13 protein-coding genes are annotated in these 16451 nt (G+C 70.4%); 4 read left to right on the forward strand and 9 right to left on the reverse strand.

Annotated features, from left to right (window positions below):
* Positions 1-191 precede the first annotated feature (191 nt).
* Complete coding sequence (gene uvrA / locus VLK66_RS02360) at positions 192-3074, forward strand: excinuclease ABC subunit UvrA (protein WP_325307575.1); 2883 nt, start codon at positions 192-194, stop codon at positions 3072-3074.
* 375 nt (positions 3075-3449) lie between these two features.
* Here uvrA and VLK66_RS02365 read toward each other — a convergent pair whose 3' ends face one another.
* Together VLK66_RS02365 and VLK66_RS02370 are read right to left on the reverse strand one after the other, a co-directional pair.
* Entirely contained in the window at positions 3450-3752 is a 303-nt protein-coding gene (locus VLK66_RS02365; RefSeq protein ID WP_349260475.1) for a DUF2442 domain-containing protein, read from the reverse strand.
* Positions 3736-3969, reverse strand: a complete 234-nt coding sequence (locus tag VLK66_RS02370) for a DUF4160 domain-containing protein (protein WP_325307578.1) — start codon at positions 3967-3969, stop codon at positions 3736-3738. Before VLK66_RS02370 ends, VLK66_RS02365 begins: the two co-directional genes overlap by 17 nt.
* A 213-nt stretch (positions 3970-4182) precedes the next feature.
* Between VLK66_RS02370 and pabB the strand changes: the two genes are divergently transcribed.
* Together pabB and VLK66_RS02380 are read left to right on the forward strand one after the other, a co-directional pair.
* Positions 4183-5973 carry an aminodeoxychorismate synthase component I gene (gene pabB, locus VLK66_RS02375; protein ID WP_325307580.1) on the forward strand — a complete coding sequence of 597 codons (1791 nt, stop codon included), beginning with the start codon at positions 4183-4185 and terminating at the stop codon, positions 5971-5973.
* Between the two features lie 45 nt (positions 5974-6018).
* Positions 6019-6663: a glycoside hydrolase family 25 protein gene (locus VLK66_RS02380; RefSeq protein WP_325307582.1), complete on the forward strand. Its 645-nt coding sequence runs from the start codon at positions 6019-6021 to the stop codon at positions 6661-6663.
* Positions 6664-6785: 122 nt separating this feature from the next.
* Here the strand turns inward: VLK66_RS02380 and VLK66_RS02385 are convergent, their stop codons facing one another.
* The gene (locus tag VLK66_RS02385) at positions 6786-7391 is read right to left on the reverse strand and encodes a cation diffusion facilitator family transporter (protein ID WP_325307584.1); all 606 of its coding nucleotides are present in this window, start codon (positions 7389-7391) and stop codon (positions 6786-6788) included.
* Positions 7392-7526: 135 nt separating this feature from the next.
* Positions 7527-7964 carry a hypothetical protein gene (locus VLK66_RS02390; RefSeq protein ID WP_325307586.1) on the reverse strand — a complete coding sequence of 146 codons (438 nt, stop codon included), beginning with the start codon at positions 7962-7964 and terminating at the stop codon, positions 7527-7529.
* 94 nt (positions 7965-8058) lie between these two features.
* Between VLK66_RS02390 and VLK66_RS02395 the strand changes: the two genes are divergently transcribed.
* Complete coding sequence (locus VLK66_RS02395) at positions 8059-9132, forward strand: aminopeptidase (RefSeq protein ID WP_325307588.1); 1074 nt, start codon at positions 8059-8061, stop codon at positions 9130-9132.
* 607 nt (positions 9133-9739) lie between these two features.
* Here the strand turns inward: VLK66_RS02395 and VLK66_RS02400 are convergent.
* From VLK66_RS02400 to VLK66_RS02420, 5 genes are all read right to left on the reverse strand, one after another.
* Positions 9740-10285 (reverse strand): DUF2939 domain-containing protein, encoded by a 546-nt coding sequence (locus tag VLK66_RS02400; RefSeq protein WP_325307590.1) that lies wholly within the window; start codon positions 10283-10285, stop codon positions 9740-9742.
* A gap of 406 nt (positions 10286-10691) precedes the next feature.
* Complete coding sequence (locus tag VLK66_RS02405; RefSeq protein ID WP_325307592.1) at positions 10692-11654, reverse strand: diacylglycerol kinase family protein; 963 nt, start codon at positions 11652-11654, stop codon at positions 10692-10694.
* Positions 11639-13051 carry a glucose-6-phosphate isomerase gene (locus VLK66_RS02410; RefSeq protein ID WP_325307594.1) on the reverse strand — a complete coding sequence of 471 codons (1413 nt, stop codon included), beginning with the start codon at positions 13049-13051 and terminating at the stop codon, positions 11639-11641. Before VLK66_RS02410 ends, VLK66_RS02405 begins: the two co-directional genes overlap by 16 nt.
* A 247-nt stretch (positions 13052-13298) precedes the next feature.
* A complete protein-coding gene (locus VLK66_RS02415; protein WP_325307595.1) occupies positions 13299-15224 on the reverse strand; it encodes a CASTOR/POLLUX-related putative ion channel in 1926 nt (641 codons plus the stop codon).
* 421 nt (positions 15225-15645) lie between these two features.
* The coding region (locus VLK66_RS02420; protein ID WP_325307596.1) for an MBL fold metallo-hydrolase at positions 15646-16451 on the reverse strand (806 nt) is incomplete at its 5' end.

Here is a 16451-nt window from a genome sequence, read left to right on the forward strand (position 1 = left end):
AATTGCCCTTCCCCGGTGGCCAGCCGGAGAGGCGCGAGGACGAGGCACGCGTCCGGAGCCACCCGCCGTCCGCCATCCGTCACCCACGCAGAGAGCCCGAATCCCCGGGCCGATCCCCGTATCCCCATGCCCATCAACATCTTCCCCTGTCCCCTGTCCCCTGTCCCCTCTCCCCTAGTAGTTTCCCCCGCATGAAGGACAAGATCGTCATCCGCGGGGCGCGGCAGCACAACCTGAAGAACCTGGACCTGGACCTGCCGCGAAGGTCGGTGATCGTGGTCACGGGGCCCAGCGGCTCGGGAAAGAGCTCGCTGGCGTTCGACACCGTGTACGCCGAGGGGCAGCGGCGGTACGTCGAGAGCCTGTCCACCTACGCCAAGCAGTTCCTCGACCGCATGGAGAAGCCCGACGTGGACCGCGTCGACGGCATCTCCCCGGCCGTGGCCATCGAGCAGCGCAACCCGACGAAAACGAGCAGGTCGACCGTCGGCACGGCGACCGAGGTGTACGACTACCTGCGCCTGCTCTGGGCACGCGTGGGCCGCACCTTCTGCCCCGGCGACGGCCACGGCCCCTGCGGCCGCGAGATCCGCCCCGACACCGTGCAGTCCGCCACCGACGCCGTGCTCCGCCTGCCGGAGGGCGCGCGGATCATGGTGTGCTTCCCGCTCCCCCGCTCGGCGCGGCTCACGCACGCGCTGGTGGTGGAGAACCTGCGCGCGCTCGGCTTCCTGCGCGTGCTGGCCGACGGGCGCGAGCTGCACCTGGACGACGTTCCCGCCGAGGGCGGCAGCATCGACCTCACCGCCGTCTCCGAGCTCCTGGTGGTGGTCGACCGCCTGCGCGTCGATCCCGAGGACCTGGGCCGTCTGGCCGACTCGGTGCAGCAGGCGTTCGCCGAGGGCGAGGGCGAGGCCGTCGTCGTTCCCGCCGACGGCCCGCCGCTGCGCTTCACCGAGCGCTTCCGCTGCCCCGACCACCCGGCCATCGAGTTCGCGACGCCGTCTCCCCAGCTCTTCTCGTTCAACAACCCGTACGGCAGCTGCCCGCAGTGCACGGGGTTCGGCGCGGTCCTGCAGTTCGACGAATCGCTGATCGTCTGCAACCCCAACCGCTCGCTGGCCGAGGGCGCCGTGGACCCGTGGCGGATGCCGCGCTACGAATCGCGCCGCACCAAGCTCTACGCGCTGGCGAAGAAGGAGGGCGTCTCGGTCGACACGCCGTGGAGCCAGCTGCCGGCGGACTTCAGGGAGAAGGTGCTGAACGGCGCGCGGGGGTTCCAGGGCGTCTACTCGTTCTTCGACGACCTGGACGAGAAGCGGTACAAGCAGTACATCCGCGTCTTCATCCGCCAGTACCAGACGGCGCAGACCTGCCCCGCGTGCAACGGCGCCAAGCTGCGCCCCGAGGCACTCTGGGTGCGCGTCGGCGGCCGCGACATCGGCGAGGTGAGCCAGCTTCCGCTCACGCGGCTGCGTACCTGGCTGGCCGCGCTGCGGCTGACGGGCGAGGCGCCGGGGGAGACGTGCGAGACGAGCCCGCTGACCGGGCAGGAGCGCGCCATCGCCGACACCATCCTGAAGGAGCTGGACGCGCGCGTCGGCTTTCTGGACGACGTGGGGCTGGGCTACCTGACGCTCGACCGGCAGACGCGCACCCTTTCCGGCGGCGAGGCGCAGCGCATCACCCTGGCCAACTCGCTCGGCTCGCGGCTGGTTGACACGCTGTACGTGCTGGACGAGCCCACCATCGGCCTGCACCCCGCGGACAATGACCGGCTCCTGCGCCTGCTCGTCCGCCTGCGCGAGCACGGCAACACCGTGCTGGTGGTGGAGCACGACCCCGACGCCATGCGGCTGGCCGACTGGCTGGTGGAGCTGGGCCCGGGGAGCGGCGAGCGCGGCGGCGAGCTGGTGTTCAACGGAACGCTGGAGGAGATGCTCCGTGCGGACACGCTCACCGGGCGCTACCTGTCGGGGCGCGAGTCGATCCCCGTTCCCACGCGCCGCCGCCACGTGACGGGGGCGAAGATCCGGCTGGAGGGCGCGCGCGAGCACAACCTGCAGGGCGACCGGGTGGAGATCCCCGTGGGCGCGCTGACGGTGGTGACCGGCGTCAGCGGCTCGGGGAAGAGCACGCTCGTGCACGACGTGCTGTACCGCGCGCTGGAGCGCGAGCTCTCCGGCGGCGAGACCAGCGCCAAGCGCCACCTGGGCGAGGCGGTGGGCGCGTTCGACCGCATCTCCGGCTCGGGGCTGGTGAAGGAGGTGGTGCTGGTCGACCAGAGCCCCATCGGGCGCACGCCACGCTCCAACCCGGTGACGTACATCAAGGCGTGGGACGAGGTGCGGCGGATCTACTCGTCGCTCCCCGAGGCGCGGAAGCGGGGGTTCGGGCCGGGGCACTTCTCGTTCAACGTGGCCGGCGGGCGCTGCGAGGCCTGCAAGGGCGAGGGGCAGGTGCAGGTGGAGATGGTGTTCATGGCCGACGTGTTCGTGCCGTGCGAGGTGTGCCAGGGCGCCCGCTTCAAGCCCGAGGTGCTGGAGGTGCGCTACCGCAAGGCCAGCGTGAAGGACGTGCTGGAGATGACGGTGGACGAGGCGATCCGCTTCTTCCTGCAGGAGGACCGCCTGGGCCAGACGCTCTGGCACCTGCAGCAGGTGGGATTGGGATACCTGCGCCTGGGCCAGCCCGCGCCCACCCTGAGCGGCGGCGAGGCGCAGCGCATCAAGATCGCGCGCGAGCTGGCGCAGGGCGCGCGGCGCGGCGGCAAGAAGCTGTATATCCTCGACGAGCCGACCACCGGGCTGCACCTGGACGACATCAAGAAGCTGCTGCGCGTGCTGAGCGACCTGGTGGACGCGGGCCACACGGTGCTCCTCATCGAGCACAACCTGGACGTGATCAAGACCGCCGACTGGCTCGTGGACCTGGGCCCCGGCGCCGGCCCGGACGGCGGCCACGTGGTCGCCATGGGCCCCCCCGAGGAGGTCGCCCGCGTCCCCCACAGCCTCACCGGCCAGTACCTCGCGAAGATCTTCGGCGAGGCGCCGAGGCTGGCGGCGGCGGGGTAATGCGGACGCCGCCGAAACTCACCAAAAGCGCGGAACCCCACTGACGTCATCCTGAGTCGGACACCGCGCTGCGCGCGACCACAGAGGATGAAAGGAGATTGGTCGTGAGCACCGGGGCCGCGGAGTGAGCGGATCAGCCTCGCGCAGTTTGCGAGGCTTCCCGTAGTTGTTGCTGCGACTTCAGTCGCCGGTGACCGGCTGCGCCCGGAACTTTCTATTCAGGCCGGCCACGCTGTAATCTGCCCTTCGCAGGCGTTTGCAGGCCGAAGGATCTGTGGCCTCCTCAGCACGCGAGCCGCGGATTCACGCCGATCTCCGCACAAAGCCCCTCTCCCGCGGATCGGGAGAGGGGCTTCGTGATCGCTCAGCCGGTGTTCAGCCGTGTTTGCGGCGTGCCTCCAGCCATCGATCCAGCGAGCGTTGGCTTTCTCCGGACCGCTTCCCCGCGATCAGGTTCTCGACGCTGATGTCCTCGTCCAGGTCCGGCCAGTGAATGCCTTCCCCCTGACCGATGAACCGCCAGTGGTTCCGCTCCTCTGCGGTCCCATTCGCCAGGCGCGGGTACCAGGACAGCGGCACGGAGACGCTGCGGCCGTCCGCAAGCTCCACCACGAGAGCGTCGTCCGAAACGGTCACCCGCGTGGCTGCGGGGACGCGAAGTTCAGCCAAAGTAGTCATGCCATGCTTCGAGTAGTTGGTCGCGGTGCACCGTCACGAGGCCTGCAATCCGGTTCAACTCTATCGCGCTGAAGCCGCCGCCATTCTGGATCCGGACCGGATCGAGCCAGAACTTCGCCCGGTGATCCTCTCGTTCCACGTGGACGTGCGGAGGTTCGTCGCGATCGCCTGCGTAGAAGAAAAACCGGTATGGCCCGCTACGCAATACGGTTGGCATCCCCCTCCTGTTCCGCGGGTGTTTTGTGCGATTTGTTAAAAAGGCCTAAAGGATACACGCACGATATCATCTGATCAAGGTGAACATGGATGGCCGGGCCTTGCGTGGACCGCACCTAGCCGATTGCTTGCGCTGCTGGGGATCCACAGCATGAACCCGACGTCTACAACCTTGAACGTGATCTCTGGACAGCCGTCCCTCGACTCCCCCCTTGTGCGGTTCGATTCGCTGGACCCGGTGCGGGGGGCGAGGTCGTTCCGCTTCGAGGGGCTGCGGCGCGTGGTGCGCGCGGATGCGGTGGGCGACGTGCTCCCCGCGCTCGGCGAGGTGGAGCGCGCGGTGGCGGAGGGGCTGCACGCGGCCGGGTTCGTGGCGTACGAGGCGGCACCCGCGTTCGACGCGGCGCTGGCGGCGCACGCGCCCGATCCGCGGCTGCCGCTGCTCTGGTTCGGGATCTTCGGCGAGCGCGTCGAGACGGAGCCGGTCGGGGCGCCGGAGGACGGCGCCGCGGCGGAGGTCGGCGAGCTGCGCGCGGACGACGGCGAGGCGGAGCACTCGGCGCGGGTGGCGCGCATCCGCGAGCTGATCGCGGCGGGCGAGACGTACCAGGTGAACCTCACCTTTCCGCTGCGGGCGCCGTTCCGCGGCTCCGCATCGGCGCTGTACCGCCGGCTCTGCCACGCGCAGCGGGCGGCGTACTGCGCGCTGTTCGATTTCGGCGGGCGCGCGATCGTCTCCGCATCTCCCGAGCTCTTCTTCCGCTGGGCGGACGGGGAGATGGAGCTGCGGCCGATGAAGGGAACGCGGCCGCGCGGCCGGACGGCGGACGAGGACGCGGCGCTCGCGGCGGAGCTGGCCGCGTCGCCCAAGGACCGCGCCGAGAACCTGATGATCGTGGACCTGCTGCGGAACGACGCGGGGCGCATCGCGGAGTTCGGCGGGGTGCGCGTGGAGCGGATGTTCGAGGTCGAGCGCTACCCCACCGTGCACCAGATGACCTCCACCATCCGCGCGCGGACGCGGGCGGGGACCACGCTGACGGATGTCTTCCGCGCGCTTTTCCCCTGCGGCTCCATCACCGGCGCGCCCAAGGTGCGGACGTCGCAGGTCATCTCGGAGCTGGAGGGCGCGCCGCGCGGCGTGTACACCGGCGCCATCGGCTTCGCGTCGCCGGGCGAGGCGGTGTTCAGCGTGGCCATCCGCACGCTGCTGGTGGACCGCGCGGCGGAGACGGCGGAGCTGGGCGTGGGCAGCGGGATCACGTGGGATTCGGACGCCGCGGAGGAGTACCGCGAGTGCCTGTCCAAGGCCGCGTTCGTCGGCCGCGAGCCCGATCCGGCGCTGATCGAGACCTTTGGCTGGGCGCCGGGGGAGGGATTCGTCCGCGTGGACGGACACGTCGCGCGGCTCGCGAGATCCGCGGAGCACTTCGGCTACCCGTTCGACGACGGCGAGCTCGCGCGGCGGCTGGATGCGCTCGCGGCGTCGCTCCCGCCGGAGCCGCGGACGATCCGCGTCACGCTGCATCCCACCGGGCACATCGGCGTCGCTGACGAGGCGATGCGGCGGTGGGCGGAGCCGGTGCGGCTGGCGCTCGCGCGTCGCCATCTCCCGAGCGACCATCCGCTCTGGCGGCACAAGACGGCGCGGCGGGAGATCTATCTCCAGCACGATCCCGTCTCCATCCCCCACGACGACGTGCTGGGGGTGAACGAGCGTGGCGAGCTGGCCGAGACGCGCATCGCCAACGTGGTGCTGGAGATCGGCGGCGCGCTGTGGACGCCGCACGCCGGCGCCGGCCTCCTCCCCGGCGTGCTCCGCGCCGGGCTCCTGCGCGACGGAACGATCCGCGAGCGCGTCCTCCGCATCGCCGACCTGCAGCGCGCGACCGCCGTGTGGGTCATCAACTCGCTGCGCGGCTGGGGCCGGGCGGAGATCGTGTCACCCAGCGAAGTGCCGGCGTGGGAAGGCGAAACGGGAACCGCGGCATCGCAGGCCATCTAACCGTGGGGAGCATCGATCCAGAATCCGCGATCCGGGGGATGAGCCATGCTGGACGTCGTCATCGATCTGCACGGACCCGAGCCGGTGAAGTCGTGGGAGATGGTGAAGAACGCCGGGATCATGGCGGTCATCCACAAGGCCACCGAGGGGATGGACTTCACCGACAAGAAGTTCGCGCAGCGGCGGGTGGAGGCGCAGAAGGCGGGGCTGCTGTGGGGATCGTACCACTTCGGCACCGCGTCGGACCCCGGGAAGCAGGCGCGGAACTTCCTTGAGGTGGTCGATCCCGGGCCGAAGGACCTGATCGTTCTCGACCTCGAGGAGAACTTCAAGAATCCGCCGAACAGCATGTCGGTGCACAAGGCCGAGGTGTTCGTCACCTTCGTGCACGACAGGCTCGGCCGCTGGCCCGTTCTCTACGCGGGCGCCGACCTGCGGTCGCTGCTGAACGGCAAGCCCAACGAGATCCTGCGCAACTGCGAGCTGTGGCTGGCCGACTGGCGCGACGAGCCGCACCTGCTCCCGGGCTGGGACCGGTTCGCGCTCTGGCAGTATTCCGGCGGAACGAGCAAGACTACCGGGTCGCACACGAAGGTTCCCCACCCGGTGCCCGGCCTGGTGGAGCCGCCCGACCGCAGCAAGTTCAACGGCGACGAGCAGGAGATGCGGAAGTTCTTCGGCGCCGGCTGATCGTCGAAAGGCGGGGATGACGAAGGGCCGCGCGGGAGACTCGCCGCGCGGCCCTTCGTCCGGTCATGTCTCCCGCTCGCACCCGACCGACGTGTCGGAAAATTCCGACATGCCGCCTCGATTCAGCAGCAGCAGAGCGTGCCTTCGCGCAGCGCCTCGCGGCCCTCGCGGAACAGCAGCAGCGCGATGATGATCGCCACCGCGGGGTCCGCCTGCCAGAGCCCGAGCCAGCGGTTCAGCACCAGCCCCAGCAGCACCCCCGCCGACATCCCCATGCACGCCAGCGTCTGCTTCGAATCGGCCGCCAGGCTGCGGCTGCCGAGCGTCCGCGCGGTGCGGCGCTTGGCCACGTAAAGCAGCGGCATCACCACCAGGGACACGAGGGTGATGGCGATGCCGAGCGTGGAGCCCTCCGGCCGCTCGCCCGCCCACAGCTTGCGCGCGGAGTCCAGCAGCACGAACGCGCCCAGGACGAAGAAGGTGTAGCCGACCAGGCGCACGGCGCGGTGCTCGGCGCGCTCGGCGTCGGCGTGCGGGCGATCGGTGCGGAAGCGCCAGACCATGATCCCGCCGGAAAGCGACTCCACCACGCTGTCCAGCCCGAAGCCGACCAGCGCCGCGCTTCCCGCCGCCCCGCCCGCCAGCAGCGACGCCACGCCCTCCAGCACGTTGTAGCCGACGGTGAAGTACGACAGCCGCAGCGCTCTCCGGTTCGATTCGATGTTCATCCGTCCTCTGGCTCGCGGGGGATTTCTCCCCCAGAATGTAACTCGCGCCGCGCGTTCGGCACGGGTCTTTCGCCCGCAAGCGAACGCGCCCGGCCACCCGCGGGGCGGCCGGGGCGCGTCCCCGGGCGCGAGGCGTCAGATGCGGATGTGCCGTCCGCCGCCCCTGCAATGGCCCCGGCCCCGGCTCGAATGCCGGCTCCGGCCGGAATACCGGCCGCGGTCCGGGTACCGATCGCGATACTCGTACCCGTCGCGGTAGCGCGCGCGGGCGGCCAGCAGCAGCAGGTCTACGACGCTCACGCCCCGGCGGACGCGGTAGCCGTCGCGGTACGCGTACACTTCGCGCTGGCGGTAGCCGTCGCGGTATCCCTGGCGGCCGAGGTCGATGCGGACGCGCCGGACCGGCTCCCGGGACCGCGTGGGGATGAAGATGCGGTCGCGGTAGCCGCGGCCGTCGCGGGAGACGTACACCCGCGCGGGTTCGCGGTGGCGCTGCGCCACGGCCGCGCGCGGCGACGCGGCGCAGAGCAGGGGGACGGCGGAGAGCAGGGCGAGGAGAAGCTTGGGGCGCATGGGAGGATCCTCCTGCTGGCGTTACGGGCCGGCACCGACCAGGGATGGTTTGCCGATGGGGTGGCCGCAACGATTTCGATCCCGCGAACGGCGGATGGGTTGGCTCCCGGCGGCGGCGAGGCGGCGCGCGGTTCTCGCCGTCGCCTTCGCAGCTGCGTTCGCTTCCGCGTGCTCGCCCGGGTACGTGCTGCGCGGCGCGTGGGAAGAGGCGAAGATCCTGGGCCGGCGGCGCCCCATCGCCGGCGTGATCGCGGACCCGCGCCAGCCGGCCGAGACGCGGCGCAAGCTGCAGCTGGTGCTGGACGTGCGCGCCTTCGCCCGCGACTCGCTGGGCGAGCGGACGGGGGAGAGCTACACCCTGTTCGCGGAGAAGAAGTCCGACACGCTGGCCACCGTGCTCTCGGCGGCGTACAAGGACCGGTTCGCCGCGAAGACGTGGTGGTTCCCCATCGTGGGGAGCGTGCCGTACAAGGGCTACTTCAAGGAGGACGACGCGCGGCGCGAGGCGGCGGCGCTGGAGGCGCAGGGGTTCGACACCTACATGCGGCCCACGTCGGCGTTCAGCACGCTGGGGTGGTTCAACGACCCCGTGCTCAGCACGCTGCTGCGCTACGACGACGTGGACCTGGGGAACACGGTGATCCACGAGCTCTTCCACAACACCTTCTTCGCGCCGGGGAAGATCGCGTTCAACGAGAGCATGGCCAACTTCGCCGGCGGCCGCGGCGCCATCCACTACTTCTGCGGCCGCGACGGGCCCGACGCCGCCACCTGCCGCCGCGCCCGCGACGAGTGGGACGACGACCTGGTCTTCGGCTTCTTCATGAGCGAGCTGATCCACGACCTGGAGTCGCTGTACGCGCGCGCCGACATCACCCGCGAGCAGAAGCTGCAGCTGCGCGAGGAGGTATTCGCGCGCGCGCAGCGCCGCTTCGCCGACGAGGTGCGGCCGCGGCTGAAGGTGAACACCTTCGGCAGCTTCACCCGCGAGCCGCTGAACAACGCCACGCTCATCTCGGGGCGCATCTACTACGACCGGCTGGACCTGTTCGAGCGCGTGTACGAGAGCCGCGGCGGCGACCTGCGCCGCACGCTGGCCGACATCATCGCCGCCGCGCGCGCCAACCGCGCGGACCCGTACGCCGGCGTGGAGTCGCTGGTGCGGTGACTGCCAGCGGTGCGCCGCCGTGACGCGGAGATGTTGATGGCGATCGCGCTGAGACAATCGCGAAAACCCGACGTCATCCTGAGTCGGACACCGCGCTGCGCGCGACCACGGAGGATGAAAGGAGATTGGTCGTGAGCGCTGATGCCACAGAATGAGCGGATCAGCCTCGCGCAGTTTGCGAGGCTTCCCGTAGTTGTTGCTGCCGACTTCAGTCGCCGGTGGGGGGGCCAGGCCGCGAACTTTCTATTCAGGCCGGCCACGCCGAAGCCGCGTCCGTACGAATGCCTGCAGGCCGAAGGATCTATAACCCGAGAGCACGTCCGCCGGAAATTCTCACGAATGTTGCCCTCGCGTTTTCTTCTCCGCGCGGATTCGGGAGATGGCGAGCGGAGTTGAAAGCCGGCAAGCTCCTCCGCGCGGAATCAGGCGGACGTGCGAGGCCGGTTATAGATCCTCGGCCTGCAATCTCTTGTGTGGACTTCGGTTGCGGTGTGGCCGGCCTCAGGATGACGTCTTCTCTGATTTCCGTGATGACGATGAGATCCAAAAACAGAAGCGCCCCGGCTCGCGTGGAGCCGGGGCGCCTGGTGCATCGTCTGCGCGATGCTCAGTCCGCGGTGTGCGCGGCGGGGAGGCGGATGCCGGTGAGCTTCCAGTGGAAGAGGCCGTCGCGGTGCATCACCAGCGCCATCTTCTCCGTCCCGTCCGTCTTGTCCTTGAAGTGCACGACGAACTGGTCCATCCCCTCGTAGCCGCGCTCCACCTTCACGTTCTTCACGCGCACGCCGCCGTCCTGCTGGCCGTCGCGGTGCTGGCCCGGGCGCTCGCCCTCGGTCAGCGCGGCGATGCCGCTGGGGGTGACGAACGCGTCCACCAGCGGTCCGGCCACGGCGCCCGCCAGCAGCCCGCCCAGCACCGCCAGCGGGTTGCGGTCGTGCCCCACCGAGTTCTCGACCGCCGAGCGGACGTTGGTCTTCACGCTCTCGCGCAGGGCGGGGAAGTCGACCAGCTCGTTCAGCGCCTCGGTGTCGCCGGCCTTCGCGGCCTTCTGCAGGCGGTTCATCGCCAGGTACGGGGTGAAGTACATCCACACCGCGGCGAACAGCACCGCCAGGATCAGCAGCGACGAAAATGCGCTTCTCTTCTTGGCCATGGGAATCGGATCTAGGAGATGGGGCGCCGGTCGAACGCCAGCGCGAGTGTGTGACGCGGAAATATAACCCGTTGCGGCGCAACGAGGAACGGGGCTACGGGACGTGGGGATGAGCTTGGGCTGCGCGTCCGCGGCAACGCGCCCTCTCCGGCCGGCCGAGGCCGTCCACCTCTCCCGTACCGGGAGAGGTAGCTGGGCCAGCACTCGCGCGGATTACAGCGTTTGGTGTGAGCGGATGTCGAGATGTGGCGCCGATGCCATCCCGCCACCCTCTCCCGGAACGGGAGAGGGTCGCGCCCTCCGGCGCAGGGTGAGGGCGGCGCGGAGCCCACCGAAGCGCGCCGCCGTCCGCTATCCGCCGTTCGTCCCGCCGTCCGCCGTACGTCCGCCCTGCGTCCGTCGAAATCTACCGCGGAACCAGCACGTTGATGCCGCCGGGAACCGCGCGGGCGCGGAGCGGGGTCTGGCCCAGCGGCTCGCCGTCGGCCTCGGTCAGCACGGTCGGCTCGGTTTCGATGGTGATGTCGCGCGCCTGCAGGAAGATCATGCGCTCGTCGCCACCGAAGCGCTGGCGGTACATGCGCCACAGCATCTGCGCCGCGTGCGTGGCGGTGCGCGGCGCGAAGATGCACAGGTCCAGCCTGCCGTCGCGGTGCGTTCCCTCGGGCGCCAGGCGAAAGCGCAGCGTCTGCGGGTTGGTCACCACCATCCCCATGTTGGCCACCAGCACCATCGACGCGTCCAGCTCCAGCTCCTGGCCGTCGGCGGAAATGCGGTAGCGCGCGGCCGGCGGCGCGCTGGCCACCTTCAGGATCGCGTAGATGTACGCGCCGAAGCCCCAGCGGTCCTTCAGCTCGCGGGTGGCCAGCGCCACGATCTCCGCGTCCACCCCCGTCCCCGCCGCCACCGCGAAGTATCGCCCCTCGGCCACCTGCCCCAGGTCCATGGGCTCGGTGCGGCCGTTCACCACCACGTCCACCGCGTGCTCCACCGAGCGCGGAATCCCCAGGTTGAACGCCACCTGGTTCCCCGTGCCCTTGGGGATGATCCCCAGCGGCACCCCGGTTCCCGCCAGCCCGGTGATCACCTCGCCCACGGTGCCGTCGCCGCCGACCGCGACCACCGAGCGGTAGCCCTGCTCGGCGGCCTCGCGGGCGAAGCGCACGGCGTCGCCCGCGCCGCGCGTCTCCACCACGTCGAACGGGCTCCTGCGCACGGCGAAGGCGCCCGCCAGCAGCCGCAGCACGCGGTCGGTGTCGGCCTGCCCCGCCACGGGGTTCAGGACGATCAGGTTGCGGCCGGCGTACGCGGGCTCGGGGGCGTCGCCCCGCAGCACGGGCGGGTCCAGTGTGGCTAGCGGATGATCCATTCGTCGCGCTTGGGCTCTCGCCCTTCCCATTCCTGTTTGAACTCGTCGTAGCCCTGGCGGCCCATGATGCCGTACGTCAACTGTTTACCCAGCTCCACCCCCGGCTGGTCCATGGGGTCGATGCCGTACAGGTGCCCCGCGTACACGGTGGCGATCTCCAGCAGCATGAGCAGCCCGCCCAGCGACCGCGCGTCCACCCGCGGCAGCTCGATCGTCATGTTCATCCGCCCGCGCTTGGCCAGCGCGGCCTCGGTCGCCAGCCGCTCGGTGTTCAGCAGCTCGTTCAGCGTGTGCCCGCCGAGATAGCCGAGCTCGCCCAATTCAGCGTGCAGCTTCGGGATGTCGAGGTCCACGGCCGGCTCGCGGACGGCGAGGAAGGTGATGGTCTTGTCGAACGGCCCCTCCACGTACTCCTGCACCTGCGAGTGCTGGTCCGTGGTCCCCAGCGCCTTCACCGGCGTGGGGCCCACGAAGATATCGTCGCCGTCGCGCGATTTCTGCTTCCCCAGCGACTCGGCCCACAGCTGCCGGAACCAGTCCGCCACGTCCTTCAGCGGGTCCGAGTACGGCATCATCACCTGCACGTTGGCGTGCTTCTCGGTGTCGGCCAGGTACTGCAGCGTGCCGAAGAGGGCGGCCGGGTTGCGATGGAGATCGTCGGTGTCGCACCGCTCGCGCATCTCCGCCGCGCCCGCCAGCAGCCCGGTGATGTCGATCCCCACCATCGCCGCGGGGAGGAGGCCCACCGCGGAAAGTACGGAGAAGCGGCCGCCGACCGAGGGGGGGATGGGAAGGGTGGCGATCCCCTCCGCCGTGGCGATCTCCCTCAGCACCCCCTTCTTCGGGTCGGTGATGAAGAGGAGATGGCGCACGTACCCGTCGTCCAGCTCCGCCTGCAGCCGCTGGCGGATGATCAGGTACTGGCTCATGGTCTCCGCCGTCCCGCCGCTCTTGGAGACGACCAGGAAGAGCGTACGGCGGATGTCGAGCCGGTCCAGGAAGGGGGCGATGGTGGCCGGGTCGACGTTGTCGAGCACGTAGAGGCGGGGGAAGAACTCGCGCTCCTCGTCGCCCAGCTCGTTCCAGAACGGGTGCAGCAGCGCGGTGCGCAGCGCGATGGTCCCCAGCGCGCTTCCGCCGATGCCGAGCACCACGATGGTGCTGAACGTCTGCCCCACCCCTTCCGCGAACTGGCGGATCGACTTCACCGTCTCCACGTCGTCGGGGAGCGCGTAGAAGCCCAGCTCGCCGGAACGGCGGCGCTCCTGCGCGTCGGCGTGCGCCGCGCGGAAGCGCTCCGCCATGGCGTCCAGGCGCGCGGGGTCGATCCCGTGCCCGCCGCCCAGCCGCGGCGCCAGCATGTTGTTGTAGTCGAGCACGATTCCGTCGCCGCCCATCGTCCACCCCTCCAGAAGTTGAAACCGATTCGGCAGATGCGTCGCTCACGCGCGCCGGGAGCAGTTTCGATCCAGCGCCGATCCCGGCCCAGGCGCGCGGATGCAGCCTCGCAGTCCCGCAGGGACTTTGTGCTGTTGTTGCCCGCCAATTCCATTGGCGGGAGGCAAGGCCGCGCGACTTGGCTTCCGGCAACACCGGGGCCGCAAAGCGCACACGAGCCGTCCTGATCGCCCCCGCGCGTCGCGGCTACTCCTCCGCCAGCACGATCACCTGGTCGGCGGCGGCGAAGGTGACCGGCTGGCTCTTGCGCGGGTTCAGCTTCACCCCGAACGACCGCGCCGGGTCCAGCGCGTCGGCCTGCGTGCGGTAGCCGATGGCCACCTGCCCCTGCCGCCGCGCCGACTCCACCACGGTGTGGAAGTTAACCGGCCGCCCCGTTTCCACGAAATCGCCGGCCGGCTTCAGGTAGATCTCGCTCCCCTCGGGGTCGAACAGGTCGCGGAAAACTACCGCCAGCTCGCGGTTCTCGGAAATCTGCGACAGCAGCAGGCTCACCAGGTTGTCGCTGACGATGAAGTCGTCGGCGCGGGTGACCTGCGCCAGCTCGCGGTTGCGGATGTCCAGCATCTCGCTGACGATGCTGAAGTCGCGCCCCAGCCGGTCCTGGATGTCGCGCAGGTGCAGCAGGGTGATGAGCGTCCGCGCGTCGGCCTGCTGCACCGCGTCGCCATGCCCGCACCCGTCTCCCGCGCCCTCGGCGCTGCTCAGCACGATGATGTGGTCGAAGGTCTCCACCTCCAGCGCGTCCAGCATCCGCCGGTCGGTGGTGTCCCCGCGCCGCAGCGTGACGGCCAGGTTCGCCAGCTGCCGGTCGCCCATCCGCCCCGCGTCGGCGCGCGCCTGCGCCACCTCGTCGCCGTCGCCCACCACCAGCGCGGTGCTCCCCGGCCCCACGTAGGCGTCCAGCTCGGCGATGATCGCGCTCGCCCGGTCGTTCCACCCCAGCACCAGCGTCCGCTCGGGCGCCTTCTCCCGCGCCCGCGCGGTGCGGATGGCGCCCTCGTCGATCGCCGCCGCCGCGCCGGAGAGGCGGATGGTGTCGTCGTCGGCGGAGATGGCGATCACCCGGTCGCCGTCCGCCAGGCGCGTGTCCATCGGCGGGTTCAGGCGGATGCGCCCGTCCGCGAAGCGCAGGCCGACGAGCGCCGAGTCCTCGTACGCCGTCAGCGCCTCGCCGAAGGTCTTCCCGGCGAGCGCGGGCTCGGCCTTGAAGTAGATCTCGTCTCCCCCGAAGTCCATCAGCTCGGTGTAGGCCACGGAGAGGCCGGACTGGCGGCAGGTCTGCGCCGTCACCCGCGCGATCAGGTCGCCGGCCAGCACCAGGCTCACCTCGTCGCCGCCCACCATCCTGGCCACCTCGTGGTTGCGCGGGTCGCGCAGCGCGGTGACGATGTGGTACGGCTCCTGGCGCCGCGCGGGATTGTTGGTGATCGCCAGCACCGCCTTGATCACGTACGCGTCCGGGTCGCCGCCCTCGGGAGGGAGGATGATGATCGCCTTGGCGCCGTGCGGGTTCACGATCTCCAGGTCGGCCAGGTCGATGGGGTTCCCGGTGCGGTAGACCAGGCGCGTGCCACCGGGGCGGGGAACGCGGGCGCGGATCTCGTCCTGCATCTCCACCGCGTCGCGGTCGGCCAGGATGGCGATGCACGAGCGGCGCAGGTTGGCGTTCGCCAGCACCAGCTCCTGCACGATGGTCACGACCTGCGGCGACCAGCCCAGGATGACGGTGTGCCCCTCCTCGGCCACGAACGAGCGCCCCTTCCTGAGCCGCTCCAGCCGCGCCCCCAGCCCCGTGGTCAGGATGCCGATGAGCGTGCTGACCAGGAAGATGCCGACGATGGTCACCGCCAGCATGGCCAGGCGCAGCGGCCATCCCTCGTCGCCCGCGATGGTCCCCGTGTCCAGCGCGTGCAGCAGCGCCGACCAGGTGTCCTCCACGAAGCCGCTGCCAGCCGGCCCGATCCCCGCCACCACGATCACCGCCGCCACCGCGGTGATGATCACGGCGGAAACGAGGAAGAGCCAGAAGATCAGCGCGCCCGGCCCGCGCGCCATGGTGTTGTCGAACCGGTAGCGCAGGCGCTGGCGCGGGGAGATGGTGCGGGGCATGGGAGGGCCGGTGCGAGAGTGCGAGAGTGCGTGAGTGCGTGAGTGCGTGAGTGCGTGAGTGCGTGAGTGCGTGAGTGCGTGAGTGCGTCGGCGCGGCGGCGGTGGTGCGGTTCGGTTGCGTGGGAGTGTGGAAGATGCCACTGAAGTGGCGGCTACAACTGCACGCAGTCCGCCTTCGCGGACTTCACCTCCGTGCGGGCGCAGCCCCGGTGCGCGCACCCGTCATCGATCGACGGCGGCAATGCTGGACGGCCGCACCATCGGCGCGGCGCGCGCGAACTCGGCGCAGGCCGAGTGCGTGCCGTCGTAGCCGCCACTTCAGTGGCATCTTCCCCTCGCCGCGGCGCTCGCTCACGCCCATGCTCAACGCACTTCCGCACTTCCGCACTTCCGCACTTCCGCACTTCCGCACTTCCGCACTTCAGATTTCGATCTCCAGCCCGTCGTACGCGGCCTGGATGCCGGGCGGGAGACGGCGGTCCAGCTCCTCGGCGCTGGTGCGGTGGCTCAGGTGCGTGAGGAAGGTGCGCTCGGCGCCCAGCCGCGCGGCCGTCTCGCACGCCTCCTCCACGCTGAAGTGCGTGGGGTGCGGCGTGTCGAACCAGAGCGCGTTCAGCACCAGCACGCGTACGCCGCGCAGCGCCTCCTCGGTGGCCGGCGGCAGCCGCTTGGCGTCGGTCACGTACCCCAGCGCGCCGCAGCGGAACCCGTGCACCTTCGCGTGGCCGTGCGGAACGGGAACGGGAAGGAGGTCGAACCCGGCGATCGACAGCGGCTCGTGCGAGCGGTAGTAGTGCAGCTCCGCCTCGGGCTTGCTGGTCCCCTCGATGGGGCGGATGGACGGGTCGAACACGTAGGCGAAGCGCGAGGCCAGCACCGCCGCGTCCTGCTCGTGCGCCCACACGTCCAGCGCGTGCCCGGTGCGCTCGGAGAAGACGCGCAGGTCGTCCACCCCGTGCACGTGGTCGGCGTGCGTGTGCGTGTAGAACACGGCGTCCACCTCGCGCACCCCGGCCGCGACGAGCTGGAGACGCAGCTCCGGCGGCGTGTCTATCAGCAGCCGCCGCCCGCCGTCCTCGAGCAGCGCGGCGTGGCGGGTGCGCTTGTCGCGCGGGTCCGCCGAGTGGCAGACGGCGCAGCGGCACCCGATCACCGGCACGCCGAACGAGGTGCCGGTGCCGAGGAAGCGCAGCCTCACGGAAGTGCGAGAGTGCGAGAGTGCGAAAG

Origin of the sequence: Longimicrobium sp., from assembly GCF_035474595.1 — a bacterium.
Classification (GTDB): domain Bacteria; phylum Gemmatimonadota; class Gemmatimonadetes; order Longimicrobiales; family Longimicrobiaceae; genus Longimicrobium.